17 protein-coding genes are annotated in these 21625 nt (G+C 58.6%); 10 read left to right on the top strand and 7 right to left on the bottom strand.

From position 1 onward, the window contains the following. Positions 1-33: 33 nt before the first annotated feature. Complete coding sequence (locus O3W47_RS07680) at positions 34-1269, bottom strand: glycosyltransferase family 4 protein (RefSeq protein WP_137004941.1); 1236 nt, start codon at positions 1267-1269, stop codon at positions 34-36. 494 nt (positions 1270-1763) lie between these two features. Here O3W47_RS07680 and O3W47_RS07675 point away from each other — a divergent pair, with 494 nt between their 5' ends. The 7 genes from O3W47_RS07675 to O3W47_RS07645 all read left to right on the top strand — a co-directional run bounded on the left by O3W47_RS07675 (position 1764) and on the right by O3W47_RS07645 (position 11388). Beyond that, a complete protein-coding gene (locus O3W47_RS07675; protein WP_269313386.1) occupies positions 1764-3092 on the top strand; it encodes a hypothetical protein in 1329 nt (442 codons plus the stop codon). A gap of 145 nt (positions 3093-3237) precedes the next feature. Then, entirely contained in the window at positions 3238-4350 is a 1113-nt protein-coding gene (locus O3W47_RS07670; RefSeq protein ID WP_269313385.1) for an acyltransferase family protein, read from the top strand. Positions 4351-4531: 181 nt separating this feature from the next. Then, on the top strand, positions 4532-5425 hold the full coding sequence (locus tag O3W47_RS07665; protein ID WP_137453783.1) for a hypothetical protein: 894 nt from the start codon (positions 4532-4534) through the stop codon (positions 5423-5425). Positions 5426-5555: 130 nt separating this feature from the next. Beyond that, positions 5556-7817: a polysaccharide biosynthesis tyrosine autokinase gene (locus tag O3W47_RS07660; protein WP_269313384.1), complete on the top strand. Its 2262-nt coding sequence runs from the start codon at positions 5556-5558 to the stop codon at positions 7815-7817. Beyond that, a complete protein-coding gene (locus tag O3W47_RS07655; protein WP_162936847.1) occupies positions 7804-8481 on the top strand; it encodes a hypothetical protein in 678 nt (225 codons plus the stop codon). Before O3W47_RS07660 ends, O3W47_RS07655 begins: the two co-directional genes overlap by 14 nt. 79 nt (positions 8482-8560) lie before the next feature. Beyond that, positions 8561-10132: an O-antigen ligase family protein gene (locus tag O3W47_RS07650; RefSeq protein ID WP_137453782.1), complete on the top strand. Its 1572-nt coding sequence runs from the start codon at positions 8561-8563 to the stop codon at positions 10130-10132. Between the two features lie 56 nt (positions 10133-10188). Next, positions 10189-11388 carry a glycosyltransferase family 4 protein gene (locus O3W47_RS07645; protein ID WP_269313383.1) on the top strand — a complete coding sequence of 400 codons (1200 nt, stop codon included), beginning with the start codon at positions 10189-10191 and terminating at the stop codon, positions 11386-11388. Positions 11389-11409: 21 nt separating this feature from the next. On the opposite strand, the gene O3W47_RS07640 is transcribed toward O3W47_RS07645, so the two are convergent. Both O3W47_RS07640 and O3W47_RS07635 read right to left on the bottom strand, forming a co-directional pair. Then, positions 11410-12510 (bottom strand): glycosyltransferase family 4 protein, encoded by a 1101-nt coding sequence (locus O3W47_RS07640; RefSeq protein WP_269313382.1) that lies wholly within the window; start codon positions 12508-12510, stop codon positions 11410-11412. A 55-nt stretch (positions 12511-12565) separates the two neighbouring features. Then, positions 12566-13714 (bottom strand): glycosyltransferase family 4 protein, encoded by a 1149-nt coding sequence (locus O3W47_RS07635; RefSeq protein ID WP_269313381.1) that lies wholly within the window; start codon positions 13712-13714, stop codon positions 12566-12568. 413 nt (positions 13715-14127) lie between these two features. Here O3W47_RS07635 and O3W47_RS07630 point away from each other — a divergent pair, with 413 nt between their 5' ends. Beyond that, a complete protein-coding gene (locus O3W47_RS07630) occupies positions 14128-15465 on the top strand; it encodes an SGNH/GDSL hydrolase family protein (protein ID WP_269313380.1) in 1338 nt (445 codons plus the stop codon). Positions 15466-15595: 130 nt separating this feature from the next. Then, positions 15596-17014, top strand: a complete 1419-nt coding sequence (locus O3W47_RS07625) for an O-antigen ligase family protein (protein ID WP_162936849.1) — start codon at positions 15596-15598, stop codon at positions 17012-17014. Positions 17015-17023: 9 nt separating this feature from the next. Here the strand turns inward: O3W47_RS07625 and greA are convergent, their stop codons facing one another. Beyond that, positions 17024-17506, bottom strand: coding sequence for a transcription elongation factor GreA (gene greA, locus O3W47_RS07620; protein ID WP_269313379.1), 483 nt, complete (start codon positions 17504-17506; stop codon positions 17024-17026). A gap of 253 nt (positions 17507-17759) precedes the next feature. Between greA and O3W47_RS07615 the strand changes: the two genes are divergently transcribed. Further along, positions 17760-19157 carry a family 16 glycosylhydrolase gene (locus tag O3W47_RS07615; RefSeq protein WP_269313378.1) on the top strand — a complete coding sequence of 466 codons (1398 nt, stop codon included), beginning with the start codon at positions 17760-17762 and terminating at the stop codon, positions 19155-19157. A 78-nt stretch (positions 19158-19235) separates the two neighbouring features. Here the strand turns inward: O3W47_RS07615 and O3W47_RS07610 are convergent, their stop codons facing one another. The 3 genes from O3W47_RS07610 to O3W47_RS07600 all read right to left on the bottom strand — a co-directional run bounded on the left by O3W47_RS07610 (position 19236) and on the right by O3W47_RS07600 (position 21536). Further along, a complete protein-coding gene (locus tag O3W47_RS07610) occupies positions 19236-20150 on the bottom strand; it encodes a TIM barrel protein (RefSeq protein WP_269313377.1) in 915 nt (304 codons plus the stop codon). A 423-nt stretch (positions 20151-20573) separates the two neighbouring features. After that, the gene (locus O3W47_RS07605) at positions 20574-20882 is read right to left on the bottom strand and encodes a hypothetical protein (protein WP_236774886.1); all 309 of its coding nucleotides are present in this window, start codon (positions 20880-20882) and stop codon (positions 20574-20576) included. Between the two features lie 162 nt (positions 20883-21044). Beyond that, positions 21045-21536: a hypothetical protein gene (locus O3W47_RS07600; RefSeq protein WP_003520865.1), complete on the bottom strand. Its 492-nt coding sequence runs from the start codon at positions 21534-21536 to the stop codon at positions 21045-21047. Positions 21537-21625: the final 89 nt, after the last annotated feature.

Below are 21625 nucleotides of genomic sequence, written 5' to 3'. Positions count from 1 at the left end.
AAAACCGCTGCGACGGAACGGGTCCGTTGCCGGTTAAGATGCACGCAGGGTTCGGCTTTGCCTGTAGCGCGTCAGGACGTCCTCATAGAGTTTCACATAGTTTTCGCCGACCCGACGCGAGGTGGATTCCTCAACGATGTTTCCGAAATCCGCTTCCGTCGGCAATTCTTCGCGCGAGAGCGTCAGCACGCGGCGGATACGGGCGGCGAGGTCGGTGGCGTTGCCCGGCTCGAACAGCCAGTCATGGTTGGTCTCGCCAATCAGCTCCGGAATGCCGCCGGAGGCTGCGCCGATGACCGGCACGCCCATGGCATAAGCCTCGTAGATCGTGCGTGGCGAAGGCTCCGCCCAGAAGGAAGGAACGATGAGCACGTCGATCTCTTCGAGAAACTCCTTCGGTTTCGCCCAGCCGACGAATTCGATCGGCAGATCGCCGGCCTGAGCCGTGAAACGTTCGATGGAATCGTCCATCGCATGGCCGGCGACCAGACAGCGCCAGTTGCCGTGACCGATTTCCTTGAAGGCATCGACCATGTTGCCGACGCCTTTTTCCGTATTGATACGGCCGATATAACCGAAGGTCAGCGGCCGGCCTGTGCGGTCGATCTGCCGGCGGGCGACGGGATCGCCCTCTGGAACCGTGCAGGAATAAAAGATGACGCGGCGCAGGCTTTCCGGAATGTGGTGGAAAAGCCCGTGATTGACATGCGTCTTGAGGATTTCCGTGCCGACGCTTGCGACAGCGCCGATATAACGCTGGGTGAATTTCTTGGTGAAATTCACCGCCTGGCAGCCGAGATGGATGTGCTCGCAGGGCTTGCCGCCCTTGAACATGGCGGCGTTGCCGCACAGGAGATCATATTCGCAGATCGTGTGAACGATCGGAATGCCGCGCTTATGCGCCGCCCGCCACACCAGCGTCGTCACATCCAGAAGCGAGTGGGTGTTGAGAACGTCAGGTTTGAAATCGTCGAGAACGGCCTCGAACTGCTTTTCGACGTCGAAATTCCATTGCTGCTTGAGCTTCTGCATGCGCCGCTGCTGCGGCGAATATTGCGGCCAGTCCTCGAGCCAGAAATCGTTATTGTGGAACATGCGGTAGACGGTGACGCCGTTGCGCATGGTTTTCGGTTCGGCCTGCCGCTCGATACAGGCGGCGCCGACCGTATGTCCCATGGAAACGAGTTCCTCGGCGAGATGTTCGACCGAGCGTTCGCATCCACCAACGATATGCGGCGGATAAAGGCTGCTAAGATGGAGAATTCTCATGCGGATACGCTCTGTTTTCCTTCATCGAAAATCTATGGCGTCCATCCCGGGCTCGTTCGTCTCCCTTCATTCCAGGAGACCAGTGAGACATCTGCAAAAATAAAAGAGCCGGAGCAGAACTAATGTTTGAAAATATGAATTACCAAAATCTACTTTTCAAAAAGCACGGGAATCGACGCTATTTCAAGTGATTTTTTTCGCGGCGCGGCAAAAGCCATGCGGTGTTGCGAAAAGAACCGGTCTCGTGTTACGGTTTAGCCACTTTAAAGTGCAGGCGATCGGGGGAAATCGGTTGCATTGCAGCTCGTGATTATATTCCAGTTGATAATATCTGTTTTATTTCAAACACATGGATTTCAGGGCAATTGTAGATGCCGAAAACTTCCAGGACATTCTGATCTCGACGTGTTGAGAGACATCATCGCCATTTAAACGGCGACGTCCATGTGATGACGTCTTGCTTATATTTTCTCCGGACATGCCAGGAGGCGCAGATGAATGGAAAAACGCCGATAGCCATGGGCAGCCTGACACGGCGCAACCTGCTTTCAGCCGCGCCGCTTGCATTGGTCGCCGCCTCCGGTTTGCACGCCATTCCCGCACGGGCGCAGACGGTTGCTTCGGCCGGTACCGAAGCCTTTCTGGACAGCGTAGGGGTGTGCGGCCACTTCACCCGCCCCACGGGCATCTATCCGGAACAGTTCGACCGGATCGTGCCCGAACTCGAAGCACTTGGCGTCCGGCATTTGCGCGATGACGGGCTCATCACCGCGAGAGACAATCGCGACAGCCCCGTCTTTCGGCGGCTGCGCCGGATCGTGGCGGCGGGCGTTCGCCTCACCATCATCTGTTACGACAATCTCAACCCTTACGTTTCCACGCCGCTCGACAGGCTGGCGGATTTCTACAACTGGTGCGACGCGGGTATCGATATTTTCGAGGGCAGCAATGAACCGAACCTGACGAAGGATCCGCAAAATGCTCCGCGTATTTCGGCGGAGCATCAGGCGGCACTGCACGACACCATCCGCTCGGTTCCGCGCCTGAATGCGGTGCCCATTGCGGCGCCAAGCTATGTCCTGTCGAACAGAGCGCTGGCGCTGGACCTGAAAAATGCCTGCGACTACGGCAATATCCACGCTTATGCCGGGATGGAGCACCCCGAAACCACGGGTCCGGGGGCACTCTCGAAATCCATCGCCGCTTCGGCGCATATAGCGGCCGGCAGGCCGGTGCTCGCCACGGAAATGGGCTACCATACCTCGCTGCAAACCAAGACATTTCATTTCCCCGTCACAGAAGGCATCAAGGCGCGCTATATGCCGCGCATGCTGCTCTGGTGCTTCATCAGCGGTATCCGCCGGTCCTACATCTATGAAATGGTTTCAAGCTTCGCCGCCGATGAGACAAACCCGGAATCCTCCTTCGGCCTCCTGCGCCACGATCTGAGCCGCACCCCGGCTTACGAGGCCGTTCGCGCCCTTCTTTCCCTCTGCAGGGCAGAACGGCAAACCGAAGCGGAGGAACGACGGCTCGATTTCCTCACTGCCGATTCCCAAAGATTATCCCTTCACCTTACAAGACCGGACGGTGCTTTGCTCGTGCCTGTCTGGCTTGGAATTTCCGGCTGGCAATGGCCGGCCCGCATCGAAAACCCGCCCGTCGAACGGGTTGCGACATTTTCGGTGGCCAGCCAGCATAGTCAGGTTATCGCACACCGTTTCCGCGATGACGGCTCCGTTAGCCAGCAGACAATCACGCAGGAAAGCGGACAATACCGGCTTTCGGTCAGCGACCAGCTTACGGTTCTGGAAGTTTTCTGAATGGCGCGGAGGAAATGTCGCACCGCAAAATTGTGTGTATCGCGTCTGTCCATTGCATGATAGCCTGCTTGAATACTGGACTTCTGGCCCCGTGAGAGCGGCCGCAATATAATACTAAATATATCTTTATTTTTATAGATTGACGATGATGAAAAACTTTAAAGAAGCGCCAGCTGCCGGGGCGCAACGTCTTGATGTTCTTCAGGTGATGCGCGCCGTTGCGGCAACCATGATCGTTGCGCTGCACGCGGACGTGAACTGGCAATTCACGCTTTTCCCACTGCATCTGCTGCGGCTTGGCGGCGGTGTTGACCTGTTTTTCGTCATTTCCGGCTTTGTCATCGTTTATGCATCCCGACCCTATTTCGCCGCAACAGGCGGTCGTTCCGCGTTTCTGCTGCGCCGGTTCCTGCGCATCGTCCCGCTTTACTGGTTTGTGCTGACCCTGCGGCTTGCCATGGCCGCTAGCGTGACCATTATCAGTGCGAAGGCCTTTCCGCCGTTACAGTCGATCCTCACCTCCTACCTGTTTATTCCCTATGACAGCATGGGTTATGGCGACGCCTATCCGTTTCCGCTGATCGATCTCGGCTGGACGCTGAATTACGAGATGTTCTTTTACATCGTTTTCGCAGCGTTCATCTTCCTGCCGCTGGAGCGGGCGGTATTCACGACAGCCGGCGTGCTGTTTGCCGCCGTCATGATCGGCTCCGCCTTCGATCTCGGCCTGCCGTTCAGCTTCTGGTTCCAGCCGATCATTCTCGAATTCGTCGCAGGCATGTTCATTGCTGTCCTCTTCCTGCGAGGCGTTCGCTTGCCGTCCCTGCTCGGGCTTGCAACGGCCCTGTGCGGCTTGGCGATCTGGATGCTGACCGATCTGAGCAGGATCGGATTCCAGTGCGATCCCGGCTGTTATTCCTTTTCGCGGCTGCTGGTTTTCGGCGGCGGCGCGATTTTGCTGATGGCGGCGGCGACCTTGACCAGAAACATCTCCCTGCCCCGTTTCGCACGGCCGCTGGCAAAACTCGGCGATTCGTCCTATGCGCTTTACCTGCTGCACCCGTTTATTTTTCGGGGCTTCAAGATTGCGCTCGGCGGCGTCACGTTCCCGCCCGAGTGGAGCAACCTCGTTTATCTCGTCATCGTCGTCAGCACCGTCGCCATAGCCCACACCTTCCACGTCCTTGTCGAAACGCCGGCCAATATCTGGCTGCGTGACCGGCTGATAACATCGCCACGGAAAGTCGCCGTGTCATGAACAAACCGGAGAAAGGCAAGGGCGGCCGTTAACAATAGCTGAGGGTTTCCGCCACAGGTTTATTTTAGCGCTTGATCCTTTGCTTGGGCTGTGCGATTTAAAAAGAAATTTTAGATGTTGGGTAACCTTGCCCGGCATTGGATGTATTTAAAGTCGTATTTTAAAAGATTTGGAGAGTTGGATGCCCCGCATTCGTAACGGCTCGATGCTCGTTGGTGCGATGTTTATTGCCAGCATGGGTCTCTTTTCCGCTGTCGCAAACGCACAGAACGTGGAAACCGCACCGCAACAGGCGCCCTCGGTTGAGAGCGCTGCAACGGGCGCGCCCGTCAAGGCCGCCGATGAAACCACCGCTGCATTTCTGAGCCGCGTCAACACCACCAATCCGGACACGGTTTCGATTGCCGCAGCGGAACTGTTCAAGCAGTCTCCGACGCAGGGGATGATCAGGGATCTGGTCACCATCGCGTCCAGCACGGATGCGGCAACGGCCGACGTAACCGGAAAAGTGACGAGCGGGTTTCCGATCATCGCCGTTTCCACCAGCGCGGCGCAGTTCTCCGAACAGCTGTCCGCCCTCATCCTGAGTGACTCCGGCCAGTTGCCCACCATCGTCGCACTGGCCCAGAAGGTCGGCAACAAGGACTTTTCCGAAGTCGTCGGAGAAGGTCTGGCGCTTGCCCACGCCACCGCGATGAGGAACGGCAATACGATACTCGCAGCCGCCATCCAGTTGCAGACAAAGGGCGCCAACGTGCCCGCCGATCTGCTGATCGCCTTTAGCGAGAATATCGAGGGAACGGCTGCCGGTCCGGCCGCCCCTGCGGCTGCCGCAGCGGCGGCCTCGCCGATCGGTGGCGCCGGTTCCTCGCCGGCAAACGCCAACAGCATCGGCGGCTCGGGAACGGCAGGCGCCGCAGATGGAACCGCTCAGGCGGGTGGCGGCAGTGCACCCGTAGGCGGCGGCGGCAGCAGTGGCGCAACGACAGGTGGCAGCGGCACGTCCTTCACCACGATCAATAATTTCTTCTCGACCGGCAGCACCACCACGCCTGTCAGCACAAGTCCCGTTTGAGTTTGGCTTTATCGCCTTTCCCGTGAGGAAGGCTGCCGCCAGTTCTGTGATGCAACCGTGACTTGGCGGGCCCTGCGCCCGCCGAAAAGAGCGAGGCTGACAGTTGTTACAAAGGCACGATCCCCTGACGATGGCTGACTACGATAAAAGCGGGCTGACGGCCGAATTTATCGATATCGACGCCGTTCTTGCGATGATCCGCCGGCAGTGGCGCATCGTGCTCGCCGCCGTCGCAGTCGCCGGGGCAATCGGCCTCGCTTTTGCCGCAACGGCCGTTCCGATCTATTCGGCGACGGCGACCCTGCTGATCGACCGCAACAACAGCCAGATTGTCGAACAGCTTTCGACGATCGGCGGCGTCATAGAGGATGAAGCTTCCATTCTCAGCCAGGTAGAGGTCCTGCAATCGGAAACCATCGGGCTTGCCGTTGTCGATAGTCTCAACCTAACGGAAAATCAGGAATTCAGGGCAACGCGTGCGTCGCTTCTAAGCTCGATATTCGGCACCGTCCGCTCGCTCGTCAATGTTTCGCAATGGTTCTCGCCAGCGAAGAAAAAAGAGGCGGTGGTTGACGATGGAACCCTGAAGAGATCGCTGTCGGACCAGCTGCTCAACGGCCTCAGCGTCAAGCGCATCGGCCGAACCTACGCGCTGGAACTCACCTATAATTCGACATCGCCGGTTCTCGCGGCGCAGATCGTCAACGCCGTGGCCTCGGCCTATCTGGTGGACAAGCTGAATTCCAAATACGAGGCGACGCGGCGGGCCAGCGACTGGTTGTCCGACCGTATTGCCGAGTTGCGCCAGCGGGCGCTCGAAACCGATCTGGCCGTGCAAAAGTTTCGCGCCGAACATAATCTGATCTCGACCGGCAATGACGGCCTGCTCTCCGATCAGCAGCTGGCGGAATCCAACAGCGCGCTGATTTTGGCGCAGTCGGAAACGGCCAGGGCGCGGGCGCGGGTGCAACGCATCGAACATATTCTCGCCACCGACGATGTCGATGCGGTCGTTACCGATATTCTCGACAGCTCGGTCGCCAACGATCTGCGCAAAAAATATCTCGAAGCCTCAAAGACCGAGGCGGAAATTACCAGCAGGCTCGGCAGCAACCACATTCAGGCGGTGCGTCTGCGCAATGAAATGCAGGAATACCGGCGGTTGATGTTCCAGGAAATCAGCCGCATCGCGCAAAGTTACAAAAGCGATCTGGAAGTCTCCGAAGCAAGGGAAAAATCGCTCGCCGAAAGTGTCGCCAAGGCGACCGACATCAGCAACTCGGCCAGCGAGACACAGGTTCAGCTGCGCGAATTGCAGCGCGAGGCCGAAACCTACAAGAATATGTACCAGACCTTCCTGCAGCGATATCAGGAAGCGATGCAGCAGCAATCCTTCCCCGTGACGGAAGCGCGCGTGATTTCCAAGGCGATGCCGCCCAGAATTCCGAGCAAGCCGAATAAAACCATGATTTTGGCCCTGTTCATGATCATGGGCGCCGCAGCCGGCGGCGGCATTGCCGTGTTCCGCGAATTCCGGGATCGTTTTTTCCGCACCGGGGAACAGGTTCGAGACGTTCTCGGGCTGGAATTCCTCGGCAATACCCCTCTCATCCAGAACAACAAGGCCATAGTGGAAGATCAGGAAGGCGGCCATCCGGCCCTGACGCGCCCCACCAGCGTTGCGCGCTACGCGGTCGACCATCCGCTCTCCTCCTTCGCCGAAACCCTGCGCAGCACCAGGCTTGCCATCGATCTCGGCATTCCAGCCAAAAGCGGGGCGCGGATTGTCGGTGTCGTCTCGGCCTTGCCGAGCGAAGGGAAATCCACGATCTCCATCAATCTGGCTCAACTGCTCGCCGGTCAGGGTGCGCGGGTCCTGTTGCTGGATGCCGATATTCGCAATCCCGGCGCCACGCGCGCCATGGCGCGTCACGCGAACGAGGGCCTGCTCGAAGTATTGCTGGAGGGCCGCAGCGTCCAGGATGTGCTGCTTCGTGACGAAAAGACACGTCTCGCTTTCCTGCCCACGGTGGTCAAACAGCGTGTCCCTCATTCCTCGGAACTGCTGACCTCGGCGCAAATGCACAAGCTCCTGGCCGAAGCGAGCAATGCTTTCGACTATATCATCGTCGACCTGCCCCCGCTCGGGCCGGTGGTCGATGCCCGCGCCATGGCGGGGCGGATAGACGGTTTCATCTTCGTCACCGAATGGGGCAAAACCGCCCGCAGGGCGGTGCGAAACACGGTGGAGAATGAGGTTCATATCCGCAAGAAGTGCCTCGGCGTCATCCTCAACAAGGTGGACACCGAAAAGCTGAAGCTTTACCGCGCCTATGGTTCGAGCGAATATTATCATTCGCGCTATACACGATATTACCATGACCAGGCGTGACAGCGTGATGCGCCTGCGGAAAATCCTCGCGGTCGTGCCGGTCCTCGTCATTTCCATCTTTGTCCTGTCCGTCGCCGCGCAGGCCTTTTCGCAAAGCCGGCGTTTTTCCGATATTGTCGCATTGGCGCGGATCGCCGACGATAATAATGGCCTCGCGCCTGATCTCCTTGCGGAAACGGTCCCTGAACTTCAGCCCATCGTTAGCGAAAAAATCTGCCGTTCGGATATCGTCAAAGCCGGACTAAGGCTCGTTCTAGCCGATCTCGATGCAAATGGTGTCGATCCGGCATCCAATTCCAGCGTGGCGCGTCTCGGTTTTGCCGAGACCTTTATTCGCCATTCGCTCTTTTGTTTTCCCGCAAATGGCGATGTCTGGCTGCGTCTTGCCATGGTTCGTTCGCTGCGCAACGCCTCGCCCATGGAAGTCGCCGTGCTGATGAACTTCTCCCAGCTCTATGGGCCTGCCGATGCCAATCTGATCCGTGGGCGTTTCGCGATGTGGCAGCAGTTTCCGAAGAACACCTTGCCCGAGGCCGAGGCGGCCCGCGAGACGGATACGGCCATCGTCTGCGGCAGGCAGGGAGAAATCCTGCGATGGACCCTGGCGGAAGTCTGCCCAAAGCCACCGTCGGCAGACACAAAACGCCCTGCGCCGCTGTCATGATCTGAAACGATGAAACGGCTGAGCCTCGTCCATATTCGCGGCATAGCCACCACAAACAATTCCGACAAAGCCCAAAGATATGTCGCTCACCGAAGCCCGATCAGAACCGCTCTCCTCCTCGCAGCCCCCACTGGTGGCGGTTCGGGACTATGCCCGGCCGGTCGCAATAATCGCATTCTGGGCAATATTTTTGCTGGCGCTTCTCAACAGGGGCGCAACGGAAATCGAAAGTCGCATCGTCGTCACGGCCGCGATCTATCTCCTGCTGGTGCCAGCAATCCTCCTGTTCGGACCTCCGAAGGCCGGTGCGGGCAAGGTACTCGCGGCAGCCTGCCTTTTGTTGGGAGCGCTCATCGTTCAGGTGTTGTTGCAGGCATCCTCCATACCCGGCATCGCGCGCGCCAATCCGGCATGGTCCACCGCCGCCATGTTCATGCAGACTGCGCCAGCCGCCACAATCTCACTGACACCTGCGGATGACCGGCTCGGCCTCATGAGCGCCGCCCTGCCCTTCGGCGCCTTCATGGCCGGCCTCGTGCTTTTCGATAGCGACGAGCGTGCGGCGAAGACGCTGCGATGGTTTGCAATCGCCGGTGGCTGGCTCGCGCTGTTTTCCATCGTGCAATTCGTGCTTTTCCCCGAAGCTCTCGGCTTCATCCAGAAGCGTTTCTATCTCGGCAGCCTCACCGGCCTTTTTATCAACCGCAATACCGCCGCGACCTTCTTCGGTCTCATCCTTCTCACGCTCGCCGCATTATTGCACAAAAGCCTCCTCGCTCCGGATTGGGCGAGAGTAAAGGCGCTCGTGGCAAATCGCCTCACCGTGCCGGCGGAGCAGAAACAGCTCATTCGCCGGGCCGCTTTTCTCGGCGTCCTCGCGGGCTTTTGTTTCATCGCGTTGATGTTGACGGGATCGCGTGCCGGCATTGGTTCAAGCCTCGCAGCGTTGATTTTGCTGATCTTGCTGATTGTGTTCAACTCTCCCGCCAGAACCGGCCGCAATGGGGCCTCCAGCCGGCGCAGGCAGCGCGGGACGAGACGTCGTGCCGCGCTCCTGATCGCAATCGCCATCGCCCTCTTCGCGCTTTTCGCCAGCCGGGTGGCGCTTCGCATGGAAACACGTTTGGAAGACGACATGCGCTTCTGCTACATGCCGGGTATCGCGCGCGCCATCGCCGACAATTGGCCGCAGGGGTCGGGCCTTGCAAGCTTTACGGAAATCTACGCGCCCTATCATGTGGCGCGATGCGGGGTGGATGCGGTCGTCACCCATGCCCACAATGTCTACGCCGAGGGATTGCTGACACTCGGAGCGGCCTTCCCGTTTTATCTCGCTTTTTTTGCGCTCATCCAACTGGTGATTTTCATTCGCGGGGCACTGAAACGCAGAAATTATCGTTATGCCTCTCATCTCGGGCTTGCCGCGCTGCTGCTCGTCCTGCTGCATTCGACGCTTGATTTTTCGCTGCAAATTCCAGGCTTTGCCATGGCCTATGCCGTTTTCCTCGCCCCGGTCGTTACGCTTTGCCTGAACCCGCCCGGAATGGAGCGGGAGGGTCGCAAAAGGCGGAGACAATTTCCAGAAGACGCTGCGATGCCGGCGCCGGGCCATTCAGACCAGACAGTACAAACGCCGCTGCGTCTGCAATAACGAATTTTACGGATGCAAAACAGGTTTCGTGATCTTAAAGGCGCAGGAATTTGAGCATGCGGATATTGCAGATAACCTCGCTGTTTTCTCCGGATCGGGTGGGCGGTGCGGAAATATTCGTGGAAGACCTTGCGCGCGGACTTGCGGAAAAGGGGCACACGATCGCAGTGGCCACCATCTCCCGTGAAGAGCAGGCAGCGGAACAACGCGACGGTTTCACCATTCACCGCCTCGGGCACACCACGCCGTTCTTTATCGGCGACTGGGGGCAACAACCGGAATGGAAGCGAAAATATTACAAGATCGCCGTGCAGCTGGATCCGCGCCTCGTCCACCGGCTTGCGCGTGTCATCGATGATTTCCGGCCGGACGTGGTCAATACCCATTCGCTATCGGAACTGACGCCGCTGATCTGGCCGATGATCCGCAAGCGCGGCGTTCCGCTGGTTCATTCGCTGCATGATTTCACCAGCATGTGCACCAATGGCTCCCTGTTTCATGACGGGCATATCTGCGATGGCAGCAGCAAAAAATGCCGTGCCTTTTCCTATCTCCACCGCCGTTGCCAATGCGCGGTCGATGCTGTCGCCGGCGTTGGTCGCGATATCGTCGAACGCCACGTGCGGGCCGGCTTTTTCACCCATGTTCCCGAAAACCGCCGCACGGTGATCTGGAACGCCATCTCACCGCCAGATTCGCCAGAACCGCGCATTGCCCGCGCGCCCGGCGAGCCGCTGGTTTTCGGCTATCTGGGCCGCATCGAAGCGGCGAAAGGGGCTGACTTGTTGATCGAAGCGTTGCGGCTTTTGCCACCGCAGGGCTGGCGCACGGTCATGGCAGGCCGTGCGCCTGATGGCATCGAGGCCTATCAGCAAAAGGCAGCCGGCCTACCGGTCGAATTTCCGGGCTATGTGGAGCCTGATCGTTTCTTCGCTGGCATAGATTGCCTCATCGTGCCGCCCCTATGGCCGGAGGCCTTCGGCCGCACCGTTGCCGAAGCTATTCTGCGCGGCGTACCCATCATCGGCGCAAATCTTGCGGGTGTTGGCGAACAGATCGGCGCGGACAGGCCGGAACGCCTGTTCGCCCCGGGCAATGCCGCCGAACTGGCCGCGCGCATGGCAGAGGCGATGCGCAATCCCGCCATGCTTGCGGAAACACCTGAAACCCGGGAGCGAATTCGCCAAGGCGTTGAGCCTGAAGGGGTCGTCGCGGCCTATGAAAAGCTCTATGCGGATGTGTGCAAGACCGCATGACCCTGACGACGGCGTCCCTCCTCAGGCTGCGGCTCCTTGCTTGAAAAGCCGCGCGTAGCTCTCCGCCGCCTTCCGCCACGAATATAATTTGCGATTTTCATAACCCGCCTGACGGAGATTTTCTGCCAGTTCCGGATTGTCCAAAAGTCGCTCAAGCGTATCGACAAGGCTTTGAGCATCCGACGGATCGAAAATCAGGGCGCCTTCGCCGGCAATCTCCGGTGTTGCCGAACGATTGGAGCAGACGACCGGGCATCCCAGCTGCTGAGCCTCCAGCACCGGCAGGCAGAAGCCTTCATAGGTGGAGGGTACGCAAAGGCAGGCTGCATGACGATAAAGTTCGGCCAGTTGCCGGTCATCTATGCCGGAAAGCCGGATCAGCCGGGCCTTCAATTCCGGATCGTCCAGCGCGCCGGCGATTTCCTCCGCCTCGTCGCGGCCGACATGCACGATTTGCAAATCCGGCCATTTTTTACCGAGTATGGCAAAGGCTTTGCCCAGGAGCGCAAAATTCTTATTGGACGTCGCGTTTCCAACCGCCAGTATGTAGCGTCCGGGAACAGGCGGCACCGTGTCGAAAGCCCCGGGATCGACATTCAGCGTGCTGTCGGAATGAATGGTAAGGCTCTTATCGGCAGCGGCTGGGTAAAAACGCCCCAGATCCTTCCGCGTCGCTTCGGATACGCAGATGACCTGATCCGAACCGGCCATCATCAGCTTGAAGATGAAATCGGTCGTCAGGGTCGCCCGCCAGCCGATCTGTTCGGGAATGGTTTTGAAATAAAGATCATGAACAAGGGTGAGGCGCCGTTTGCCGCCGAGGGGACTTCCGAAAGGATCGGCATTAAAAAGCACATCGATGCCATGCCGGCGGCAGAGCGCAGGCAGCATCGCGGCCTGACGCACCACATCGAAAACCATGGCGCGCGGCCGTGGAGTCTCGATGAGCTGCAACCGGCTGTCGCGCAGGTTTTCAGGCAGTTGCGCCCGCGTCCAGGGAGAGCGCAGAACATAGTCGTCACCCGTCTGCTCCAGCAGCCGCTCCAGCAAACTGAAGGTCACGCGGGCCACACCGGAGGCCTTGCCGCCATATTGGCTCGGCATGTTTACGAGAATGCGCATCCTGGCCCTTCCGCCTGCCGGCATTGCCTGTTCCTGTCGATCGCCGGGCGAAACCTCACGCCGCCTCCGTCAGCAGCGCGGAAACGGAGCGGCAGGTTTCCTCCAGCGAGAAACGCTGGCTCACATCTTCCCGCCCCTTTTGCGCCAGCCTTTCCGCCAGAACCGGTTGCGACAGGACACAGCCGATCGCCGCTGCCAGCGCCGATGCATCCCCCGGCGGCACGAGAAGGCCGGTTTCGCCGTCACGGATGATTTCGGTAACACCGCCGCCGCGCGTGGCGACAACCGGACGCCCGCACATCATGGCCTCCACCACCACACGGCCGAAGGGCTCGGCAACAATCGAGGTATGAGCAACCACATCCATCGCCGCCATCAGTTCCGGCACATCCGGTCGGAAACCGAGAAAACGGACGCGACCGTCGAGACCGAGACGGGATGCCTGTTCGCGGATGCGCGCCTCATAGGCCTCCTGCCCGAAAAGCGCACCGCCGACGATGACCGCCTGCACGCCCTCCATCGCCGCAATCGCGTCCAGAAACACATGTTGTCCCTTCCATTCGCTCAGCCGGCCAAAAAGGCCGACAAGCGGTTGCGGACCAAGGCCCAGTTCCGCACGCAGCCGCGCGGCCTTACCGGGCTCGTAAACCCTTGCTTTCGCCGGGTCGAAGCCGTTGTAAACGATGCGAACCTTATCCGCCTCGCCGCCGGCCTCGATGAAAGCCCGGCCCGTCTCTTCGGAATTGACAGCAACCAGCCTGGCGAAAAGGCGCGCAAATGCCAGCGAAGCGCGGCGGTTGGTGGCGCTGAAAGCCGGATCGGTGACGATATCGTGTAAAATCCAGACGAGCGGCCGGCGGCTGAGCTTCGCGGCCAAGGCACAGACAAAAAGCGCCTTTTGCGAGTTGGCGCAGATTACATCATAGTGTCTCGCCTCCCGGCTCAATTGCCAGGCAACCGCCATCACGTCGGCCGCTCCGCGCAACAGGGCGCCAAAGGACGCATCGCGGCGGATCGACAGCATTTTTTCTCCGGCGGACAGCATGACTGGAGCCCGCCCCGCATCAACGAGATCATCTGCGGCCGCACCACCGCTGAGAAAACAGGCACGCCAGGAGTGTGGGCCCGCCTTGACGAGGTCCGTCAGAAAAAGTTCGGCGCCGCCCTTCTCCCCGGTATGGCTGACGAAAAGAGCGGATGTCATGGTGTCTCTCCTGCCGGATGAGAGGGCCCACGATGCATCTGTCTGTGATTGCGGGCATGAATAGCCGGCCGGCGGAAAGAACGAACCTGCCCTGAAGCGACAGGAATATCTTCACCGAAAGCTGCGTGGAAACGCGCGTCGCTAGATAAAAACACCAGCATCAAAACCTTTATTCGTAATAAAATTCCATAATAACAATAATAATTAGAATAATATTCTATTTTTACATTTCAAGCGAGATCGAAGAAAAATTCATAACGCTCGTTTCCGTGCGCTGTTTTCTGTTTCGCTCCCGGCATTTTTCCCCGGGCCTCGTGGCGGAACTATTCTGAGGCCAGACCAGGAGAACGAACGATGACACCGCCCGAACACAACATATGCATATATACGGCGCGAACGGAAGAGGTGGTCGCATGATCGGCTTAACGCTCGGCATACGTCCCCGAAACATGGGTGACATCGGTCTTTCCCTGACAGCGTTCTCGCCCTTGCGGGCCCGTCTGGCGGCTGGCCAGAATGGCACGATCTTCGTGAACGGCGACAGCACCGCCCATGCCGAAGCCGGACCATTTCAGCAATTTGCGATGATGCTCGGCGAGCTGCACGATACGACAGTTGTGTTATACCGCTGGGCGGAATGGGAGACGAGCGCCGCCACCGGGCCAAAAACCTATGCAGCGCCGGTTACGTTGCGCGCCGGCAAAGGAGCGACGCTGACGCTCTATCTTGCGACGCTGCCCGGCGGCATGGCGGGTTACATGCTTGCGGAGCAGCGCGCAGCGGCGCTGAAGATTCCCCGCCCCGATCTCTGCATCATGCATCATGGTCACAATATGCAGACCTTCGAAGCGCCCGGCGGCATTTTGAGCTCCGGACGATCCACCCTGCTCGGACCGCTGGGAATGACCGAATGGCAGTGGCCAAATGCTCCGCAACTCATCACCACTCAGAACCCGTGGCGGGATGGAACGGGTTACGACAAGGTCTATCAGGCGATCCTCGACCTGGCCCGAGCCCATCCGAACCTCACGCTGGTGGATACGCATGCCGCATTTCTGGCGAAGGGCAAGGACGCCGCCCTTTATCGGGACAATATTCACCCGAACGAGGCGGGCTCCCGGCTGGTTGCCCGGACCCTGTTCGATTCCTATCTGGGATCGGCACGCGATAACAGCTTCCAGACACCTTGCTGGCCAAAGCTGCCCGCCGCCAATCTCATCGGCAACGGCGATTTCACCGATTGGACTGGTTCCGTTCCGACGGGCTGGGGCATGACTTCACCAGGTTCCGCCACCAAAGCCACCGAAATCATCTTCTCCCCGTCCTTCGAAAGCAGCCTCGCCCTCTATCCAAATGGCAGCCAGATCGCCGGGCTTACGCGCTACCTCCGCAATGCAGAAGCGATAGCGATGATAGGCAGGACCGTTTCTTTCGCTGTACTTTACAAGAACAACGAGAAGCAGCGTCTGCCCTACATAACTCTGGTTACGAAAAGCGGCGGCTCAATCCGGACAATCGCTTGCTCCGCCCTGCAATTCGGAGGTGCCAACATCGCCGGCAATAGCGGCTGGATGTGGGCGGTCGCCAACGGGATCGCCATAGACCACGATATCAACCCGGCGGGGTATAATTTCTTTCTGCGAATCCTTCCGGCATTCGGCACCAGCGCGCCCACTTCGAATGAACCGGTTCACATTCAGCGCATCATCGCGGTCGAAGGGGATTTGCCGAAAGGCAATCTGATCTCATGACGAAACGATAAAATATCTTGCGCGGCGACGTCATCGAGCCCACTAATAGTCGCCATATTATATTGATTGCCACGCGGTAGCGCTGTCCTGTGGACAGTCGAAATCCGCTCATAAAAGATAGAGACCGCGGATGAAAAGAAGAGCAAATCGTGCGGCATCGCGCCAACCTGCTATACCGGGTTTTGTTTTGGCTATGCCGCTTTACCCTTTAAAGACAATCAATATTCCCGGCATCTTTCTCGCGACATTCGTTTTCGCCATTGGTTTCTTCATTCAATGCAATGTAGCGACCAGCAATATTGGCCTGCGTTTCCTCAATATTACCGATATGCTGGTACTGATGACGTTGCCCGTCATCGCGCTGCTTTACATTCGCTGCCTGACGCCTTCGATCATCCTGTTTTATCTTCTGCCGCTAACGGTGCTGTTTGTCCTCACGGCGCTCTTTGCCGATGCGCGTGGCGATGGTGAGTTTTATACGACGGCGATGACCTATTTTTATGCGGTCTATTTTCTGTTCTTTGCCTATATGCTGTTCAAGGAAAACCTGCTCGAACTGTTCTGCTGGGGCATATTTGCGGGCTTCATAGCGGTGACGATCCTGCTTTTCCTGGACATCGTCATCCATGACCAGCTCGCCTCCCTCGGATTGTCCTTCATGTTCGATGAGGCGGGCGTGCTGGAGCTTGCGGCGAAAGGTGAGATAACCCCGCTACTTTTGCGTGTCGAAAAGGCAGGCGGCATCTGGCCCGTCGGCAACACGGCTGGACCGGCCTTCGCGCTGGCCGGAGCAGCAGTGGCCTATGTCGCCGAACGCCACAAGCGCCCCGCGCTGTTTGCCGTGTTTCTGCTCGTATATCTTGCCAGCTTTACCCTCACGCTTAACCGCTCGGGGGTGTTTGCCGTCCTTGCCATCGGACTCTATTTCTACGTCCGGAATTTTTCGGTCAAAATGCTGCTCAGCACCTATTTCGGTTTTGCCTTGTGCGCCCTCGCCATTGCCGCCGTTTTGCCGCTCGGCGCTTTCGACTTTGCGGAACAGGCCTTTTCGAAACGTTTTCTCGAGGACAGCAATAGCAGCAACAACTTGCATGAGCGGTGGGAGACGATCACAGGTGGCTTTCAGGTCATGTTCCAGCATCCTTTGGGCATAGGATTTACCGCGCGATATGAAGAACTTGCGCGGATATCGAGGATCGGCACGCCACATAATGGCTTCATGGCCACCGCCTATGCTTCCGGGTTGGGATTTTGCATCATGAGCGCCTTCGCGCTTTTTTATGCAATTTTCCGGAAACGGAAAATCGGCTTTTTCGCCTATTCGGCAATCGGCGTCATTATCGGCTATCAATTTGAAGAGCTGAATTTCAACCCCGTCTTCATGGCCCATGTGGGACTTGCGCTTGCCTATGCCGCCATTGATCTGGACTTCAGGCTTTTCCTGAAAAACACGATGATGCGGATGCTGGGCACGACAGACAATGCGCGCAACAGGGAAGAAGGAAGCCTCATCGGCAACAGGCCGGGTCTAAGTCCGCCTATGTTCTGACGGGACGCTTCAGGCGACATCGACGATCTCGATCTCCCTCCCGCCCAAACTGACGAGATCGCCCGCCGCTTTTCCCATCAGCACCCTTGCAACCGGGGAGACATAGGACATCGTTCCCGCAGCGGGATCAGCCTCATCTTCGCCGACGATCCGGAACCGTTGCGTTCGCCCGTCATCGCGGCTGAACTTCACCAGGCTGCCGAAAATGACGACGCCATCCGCTGGCGGATCAGGCATCAATTGCGCGGTGCGAACCCGCTCGGAGAAATATCGCAGATCGCGTAGCGGGCTGGCGGAAATGCGTCGTCTTTCATTGATGTCTTCAATGGCATTGGCCGCCTCGCAGGCTTCGCGCGCCGCCCGCAACTGCTCTTCCAGCGCCCTCAGCCCGGACTGCGTTACCAGATTGGGATGCGGCGAGATTACCCGATCCGGCAGAACGGTTTCGGCTGCGGTTTCCGCACTGTCTTCCTTGGTAAAGGCTACACTCAATCCTGACACTCCATTCCCGATATGCCCCAATCCTGCCATCGCCCGCAGGGGCACGGCAAGACCGCGCCGCGCCGGTTCAAAAACGGACATGTAACAGGCGGAAGCGGGTCATGACAACGCGCCCGTTCAACAGCTGAATGCAACCGCAACGGAACATACCCCTCATATTTCGGCCTAACAGGAGGCTTTTTGCCCTGTTAGGGTGTGCAGCAGGAGGAGTGAGACACCAACGCTAACGGACAGGAGACGGTTCATGGCCCGGACAGTAGTGAATGCGCTTGGAGACACACTCTATTACAGCGGCAGTTCCACGGGATTTTTCTCCGCCACGGGTTCCGGCCCGCTGCTCACCGGCACTGCAGGCAATGATTCCATGTGGGGCGACAGTTCCGTCAACGTGACCATGGCGGGCGGCACGGGCGACGATATTTATTATCTCTATTCGAGCATCAATCGCGCCGCCGAAAATGCCGGGGAAGGTATCGACACCATCGATACCTGGATGAGTTACACCCTGCCCGACAATTTCGAGAATTTGCGGGTAACGGGTGACGGGCGTTATGCCTTCGGCAATTCGCTCGACAATATCATCACCGGCGGATCGGGCAGCCAGACGATCGATGGCGGGGCCGGCAACGACGTGCTGATCGGCGGCGGCGGGGCCGACACCTTTGTTTTCACGAGCGGCAACGGCACCGATCTCATCACGGATTTCAGCGCCAATGACACGATCCGGCTCAATGGCTACGGCATCACATCTTTCGATCAGCTTGTCGGCAGCGCCACGCAGCAAGGCAGCGACCTGTGGCTCAATTTTTCGAATGGCGAGGCCATCGTTCTTGCTGGAACGACCATGGACGACCTTCAGGCCGACCAGTTCGAACTCAGCCTCGACCGATCGTCCCTCACCCAGACCTTTGCCGATGAATTCGATACACTCTCGCTGCGCAGCGGCGATCAGGGCATCTGGGACGCCAAATATTGGTGGGCGCCGGAAAAGGGAAGCTCGCTGACGACGAATGGCGAAGCGCAATGGTATATCAACCCGGCCTATGCCGGCACGTCGGAGGTCAACCCTTTCAGCGTCGGAAACGGCGTCCTGACCATTACCGCCGAGGAGACCCCGCAATCGATTGCCGACGAGGTCGAAGGTTATGATTATACCTCGGGGATGCTGAACACCTATTCCTCCTTCAGCCAGACCTATGGCTATTTCGAAATCCGCGCCGATATGCCGACCGACCGGGGCGCCTGGCCTGCCTTCTGGCTCCTGCCCGAAGACGGCTCCTGGCCGCCTGAACTCGATGTCATCGAAATGCGCGGTCAGAACCCCAATACGCTCATCATGTCCGCCCACTCCAACGCCACCGGTGAACAGACCTCGGTCATCAACAATGTCAGCGTGCCGAGCACCGAAGGGTTTCACACTTACGGCCTGTTGTGGGATGCCGAGCACATAACCTGGTATTTCGACGATGTCGCCGTGGCGCAGACGGATACGCCCGATGATATGCATGACCCCATGTATATGGTCGTCAACCTTGCCGTCGGCGGCACGGCGGGAACGCCATCGGACGCTGATTTCAGCGACGGCTCTCAGATGATGATCGATTATATCAGGGCCTATTCGCTCTCCGACTGGGCAGCATGAATTAAAACACCGGCAGTCGCATCGGGACTGCCGGTGTTTCAAACATCAACCCGTCGGCTTACGCCTCGTTCAGGCCCATCACTCGGCCGCGAGCTGGGGGCGGGCGCTATTTAGCGAGATCAGATGCCGCGCCGTTTCGAGGCTTGCCGGCTGCTCGGCGCGATAACGGCGGCCGATTTCCATCATCAGCACGGTATCGGGCAGGAAGGAAAGTTCCGAGAAGATGTCCTGCCAGTCGATATCGCCCCAGCCGAGCGGCATGTGCAGATCGCCGATGCCGAGCGCCGTATTTTCCTGAGGAAAATACGGCTGATAGAAGCCCTGCGGGCGACCGAAGGAATCGTGCACATGCAGATGGCTGGCAACCGGCGCCATGGCGCGAAGCTCATCGCGGAAATCGAGGCCACGATAGGTGGATTCGAGATAGGCATGGCTGAAGTCGATCAACGCAACGAGATTGTCGTGACCAACAGCCTTCACGGTCGCTGCCACTTCGGCCGGCGTCTGGCGATACTGGCCGGGTTCGGTGGAGAAGATATTCTCAAGGGCGATGCGCACGCCATAGGGCCTGCAGAATTCCGCCAGTTCGAAAAGCGCTTCCCGCTCGCGGCTGTCGGCATCGGCCCGTTCGGCGATCTGGTCGGCACGCAGGGCACCGCCATGCTGGACGAGGATGCCCGCGCCGATACGGTCGCATAGAACGGCGAGCGCCTTGGCCGCATCGATCTGGTAACGGCATGTCACCGGATCCATGAAATTCGAAGAGACGAGACCATGCACGGTGTAGCGGAAGTCGAACTGCTTTGCGAGCGACACGAAACGGTCGGCGCGCTCCTCGATGATCCGGCCGCCGGCGATCATGTCGAGGCTTGTTGCGGCGATTTCCACGGTATCGCAACCAATTTCGGCAAGCGCGCGCAGATCGTTTTCGAGGGTGGCCAGTTCGCCATCATCCGAGCCGGCGTTGAAGCCGGTACCTATAAGATTGCTCACTTCGTCATCTCCAGGGCTAGAAAGGTCATGGGAGTTCGGACGCCGCACATGCGACGCCACTTCAAACAGGTCCGGGCGGTCGATATTGACGTCGTCTATCCCGGGCGATGCGATGTCGTAAGAAAGTCCGAGGTCGCCGCCGTTTTGGTAAAAAGCGACCGGGACATGGTGATCCGTTTCCGTTGAAACCGATCACTCAATTAAGTTTCTTCATTTACAGCTTTATGACATTTCCGCAGGCAAACAGCAGGGAGAACGGGCCTTCGCGGCTGGACAGGCGGCAGCATGAAGAAATGCGCGGGAGGCTGTCGGAGGGTCACGTTGCGGACGCTCGGGTCCGCTCAAACGGCGAAATAGCCCCAAATTGCGGCGATGGTTCTGCGCAGCAGCGGGCTGAAACCGGATGTCTTCCGGCGGGAGCTGCTAGCCGAGATTGTGCACCATGAAATAAATCAGCCAGCAATGCGCGATGGCCAATATAGCCCAGGCCCATTTTGCGGCCCTGATATCGGCATCGACAACCCTGTTTCTAATCTCGGTCCTGCCCGACGCCTCTTTTCCGGCTCGATCATCGCCGACGGCGGATGTGGGCAATGTCTGGGAAACGGGCTCGCTGACAACGTAGAGCCTGTCGCTGCGCAGAAGCGGGCGCGGCTCGTCCTCAACGCTCTCCGCATCGGAAAGCGTATCGTCGCCGGAAAGGCAATCCACCGCCACAAGCTGCGATGACATCCCCCTGTTACGCACTTTACCTCTATTGGGCATCATAATGTTCCACACAATAAAAATAAAAATATTCCCGGGTGACTTCCGATAAAGCCGCGCTTTACCGGACATGCCGCAATACGCGCCTCCATGCCTTCCGCCCGTTGACCCAAAGGGCGCCCCCCGCAATCAGGCTACCGGAACGCCCGGCAGACCACGCCTGCCCGCATAAGGTTTTGCCTCCCGCTGGATCAGGAAGACGGATTTTTCCACCGGCAGCGGCTCAATCGTCCGGTAGCGCTGAAACCGCCTGGAATATTCGAACCGGATGAGCCTGTCGTCGAACTTCCCCGCCAGAACGCGATAGCCGTTGACGAATTCATTCAGGATTTCCAGTTCTTCTCCCCACACCCAGCCGCCGTAGGACGTTCCCTCATTCGAACGCAGCACGATCTCGAAAAAGTGCCCGCCCGCCACCAGCGGCATACGAAAGAGAATATCGAGATTATCCTCGTCCTCGTCGTCGCCCTTTTCCGCCGACAGCCTGGCATGCGCGACCTTCGCATGGACCAGCGCCGAGACCGGATAGAACGGACGGCCCTTGAACCACATGAATTCACTGACCGCATAACCGACATCGTCGGCACGCTGGTAAGGCTCGATACGCGGCTCGAAGGCCATGTAGCTTCCGTTAAACGCTATCACTGTCGAAAATTCCCGATGCCTGCCCGTCGCATGTCCGCTGTTTTCCACCCGTCATTCATGCTTCT

Origin of the sequence: Agrobacterium sp. LMR679, assembly GCF_027157905.1 — a bacterium.
Classification (GTDB): Bacteria; Pseudomonadota; Alphaproteobacteria; order Rhizobiales; family Rhizobiaceae; genus Agrobacterium; species Agrobacterium leguminum.
The sequence above is the reverse complement of the archived record's forward strand: the minus strand, read 5'-3'. Positions and strand labels throughout refer to the sequence as shown.

What these genes read in the sequence shown, in the direction of transcription:
- O3W47_RS07680 (WP_137004941.1), bottom strand. Translation starts at nt 1,269, where the DNA reads ATGAGAATTCTCCATCTTAGCAGCCTTTATCCGCCGCATATCGTTGGT.
- O3W47_RS07675 (WP_269313386.1), top strand. Translation starts at nt 1,764, where the DNA reads ATGAATGGAAAAACGCCGATAGCCATGGGCAGCCTGACACGGCGCAAC.
- O3W47_RS07670 (WP_269313385.1), top strand. Translation starts at nt 3,238, where the DNA reads ATGATGAAAAACTTTAAAGAAGCGCCAGCTGCCGGGGCGCAACGTCTT.
- O3W47_RS07665 (WP_137453783.1), top strand. Translation starts at nt 4,532, where the DNA reads ATGCCCCGCATTCGTAACGGCTCGATGCTCGTTGGTGCGATGTTTATT.
- O3W47_RS07660 (WP_269313384.1), top strand. Translation starts at nt 5,556, where the DNA reads ATGGCTGACTACGATAAAAGCGGGCTGACGGCCGAATTTATCGATATC.
- O3W47_RS07655 (WP_162936847.1), top strand. Translation starts at nt 7,804, where the DNA reads ATGACCAGGCGTGACAGCGTGATGCGCCTGCGGAAAATCCTCGCGGTC.
- O3W47_RS07650 (WP_137453782.1), top strand. Translation starts at nt 8,561, where the DNA reads ATGTCGCTCACCGAAGCCCGATCAGAACCGCTCTCCTCCTCGCAGCCC.
- O3W47_RS07645 (WP_269313383.1), top strand. Translation starts at nt 10,189, where the DNA reads ATGCGGATATTGCAGATAACCTCGCTGTTTTCTCCGGATCGGGTGGGC.
- O3W47_RS07640 (WP_269313382.1), bottom strand. Translation starts at nt 12,510, where the DNA reads ATGCGCATTCTCGTAAACATGCCGAGCCAATATGGCGGCAAGGCCTCC.
- O3W47_RS07635 (WP_269313381.1), bottom strand. Translation starts at nt 13,714, where the DNA reads ATGACATCCGCTCTTTTCGTCAGCCATACCGGGGAGAAGGGCGGCGCC.
- O3W47_RS07630 (WP_269313380.1), top strand. Translation starts at nt 14,128, where the DNA reads ATGATCGGCTTAACGCTCGGCATACGTCCCCGAAACATGGGTGACATC.
- O3W47_RS07625 (WP_162936849.1), top strand. Translation starts at nt 15,596, where the DNA reads ATGAAAAGAAGAGCAAATCGTGCGGCATCGCGCCAACCTGCTATACCG.
- O3W47_RS07615 (WP_269313378.1), top strand. Translation starts at nt 17,760, where the DNA reads ATGGCCCGGACAGTAGTGAATGCGCTTGGAGACACACTCTATTACAGC.
- O3W47_RS07605 (WP_236774886.1), bottom strand. Translation starts at nt 20,882, where the DNA reads ATGTCATCGCAGCTTGTGGCGGTGGATTGCCTTTCCGGCGACGATACG.
- O3W47_RS07600 (WP_003520865.1), bottom strand. Translation starts at nt 21,536, where the DNA reads ATGGCCTTCGAGCCGCGTATCGAGCCTTACCAGCGTGCCGACGATGTC.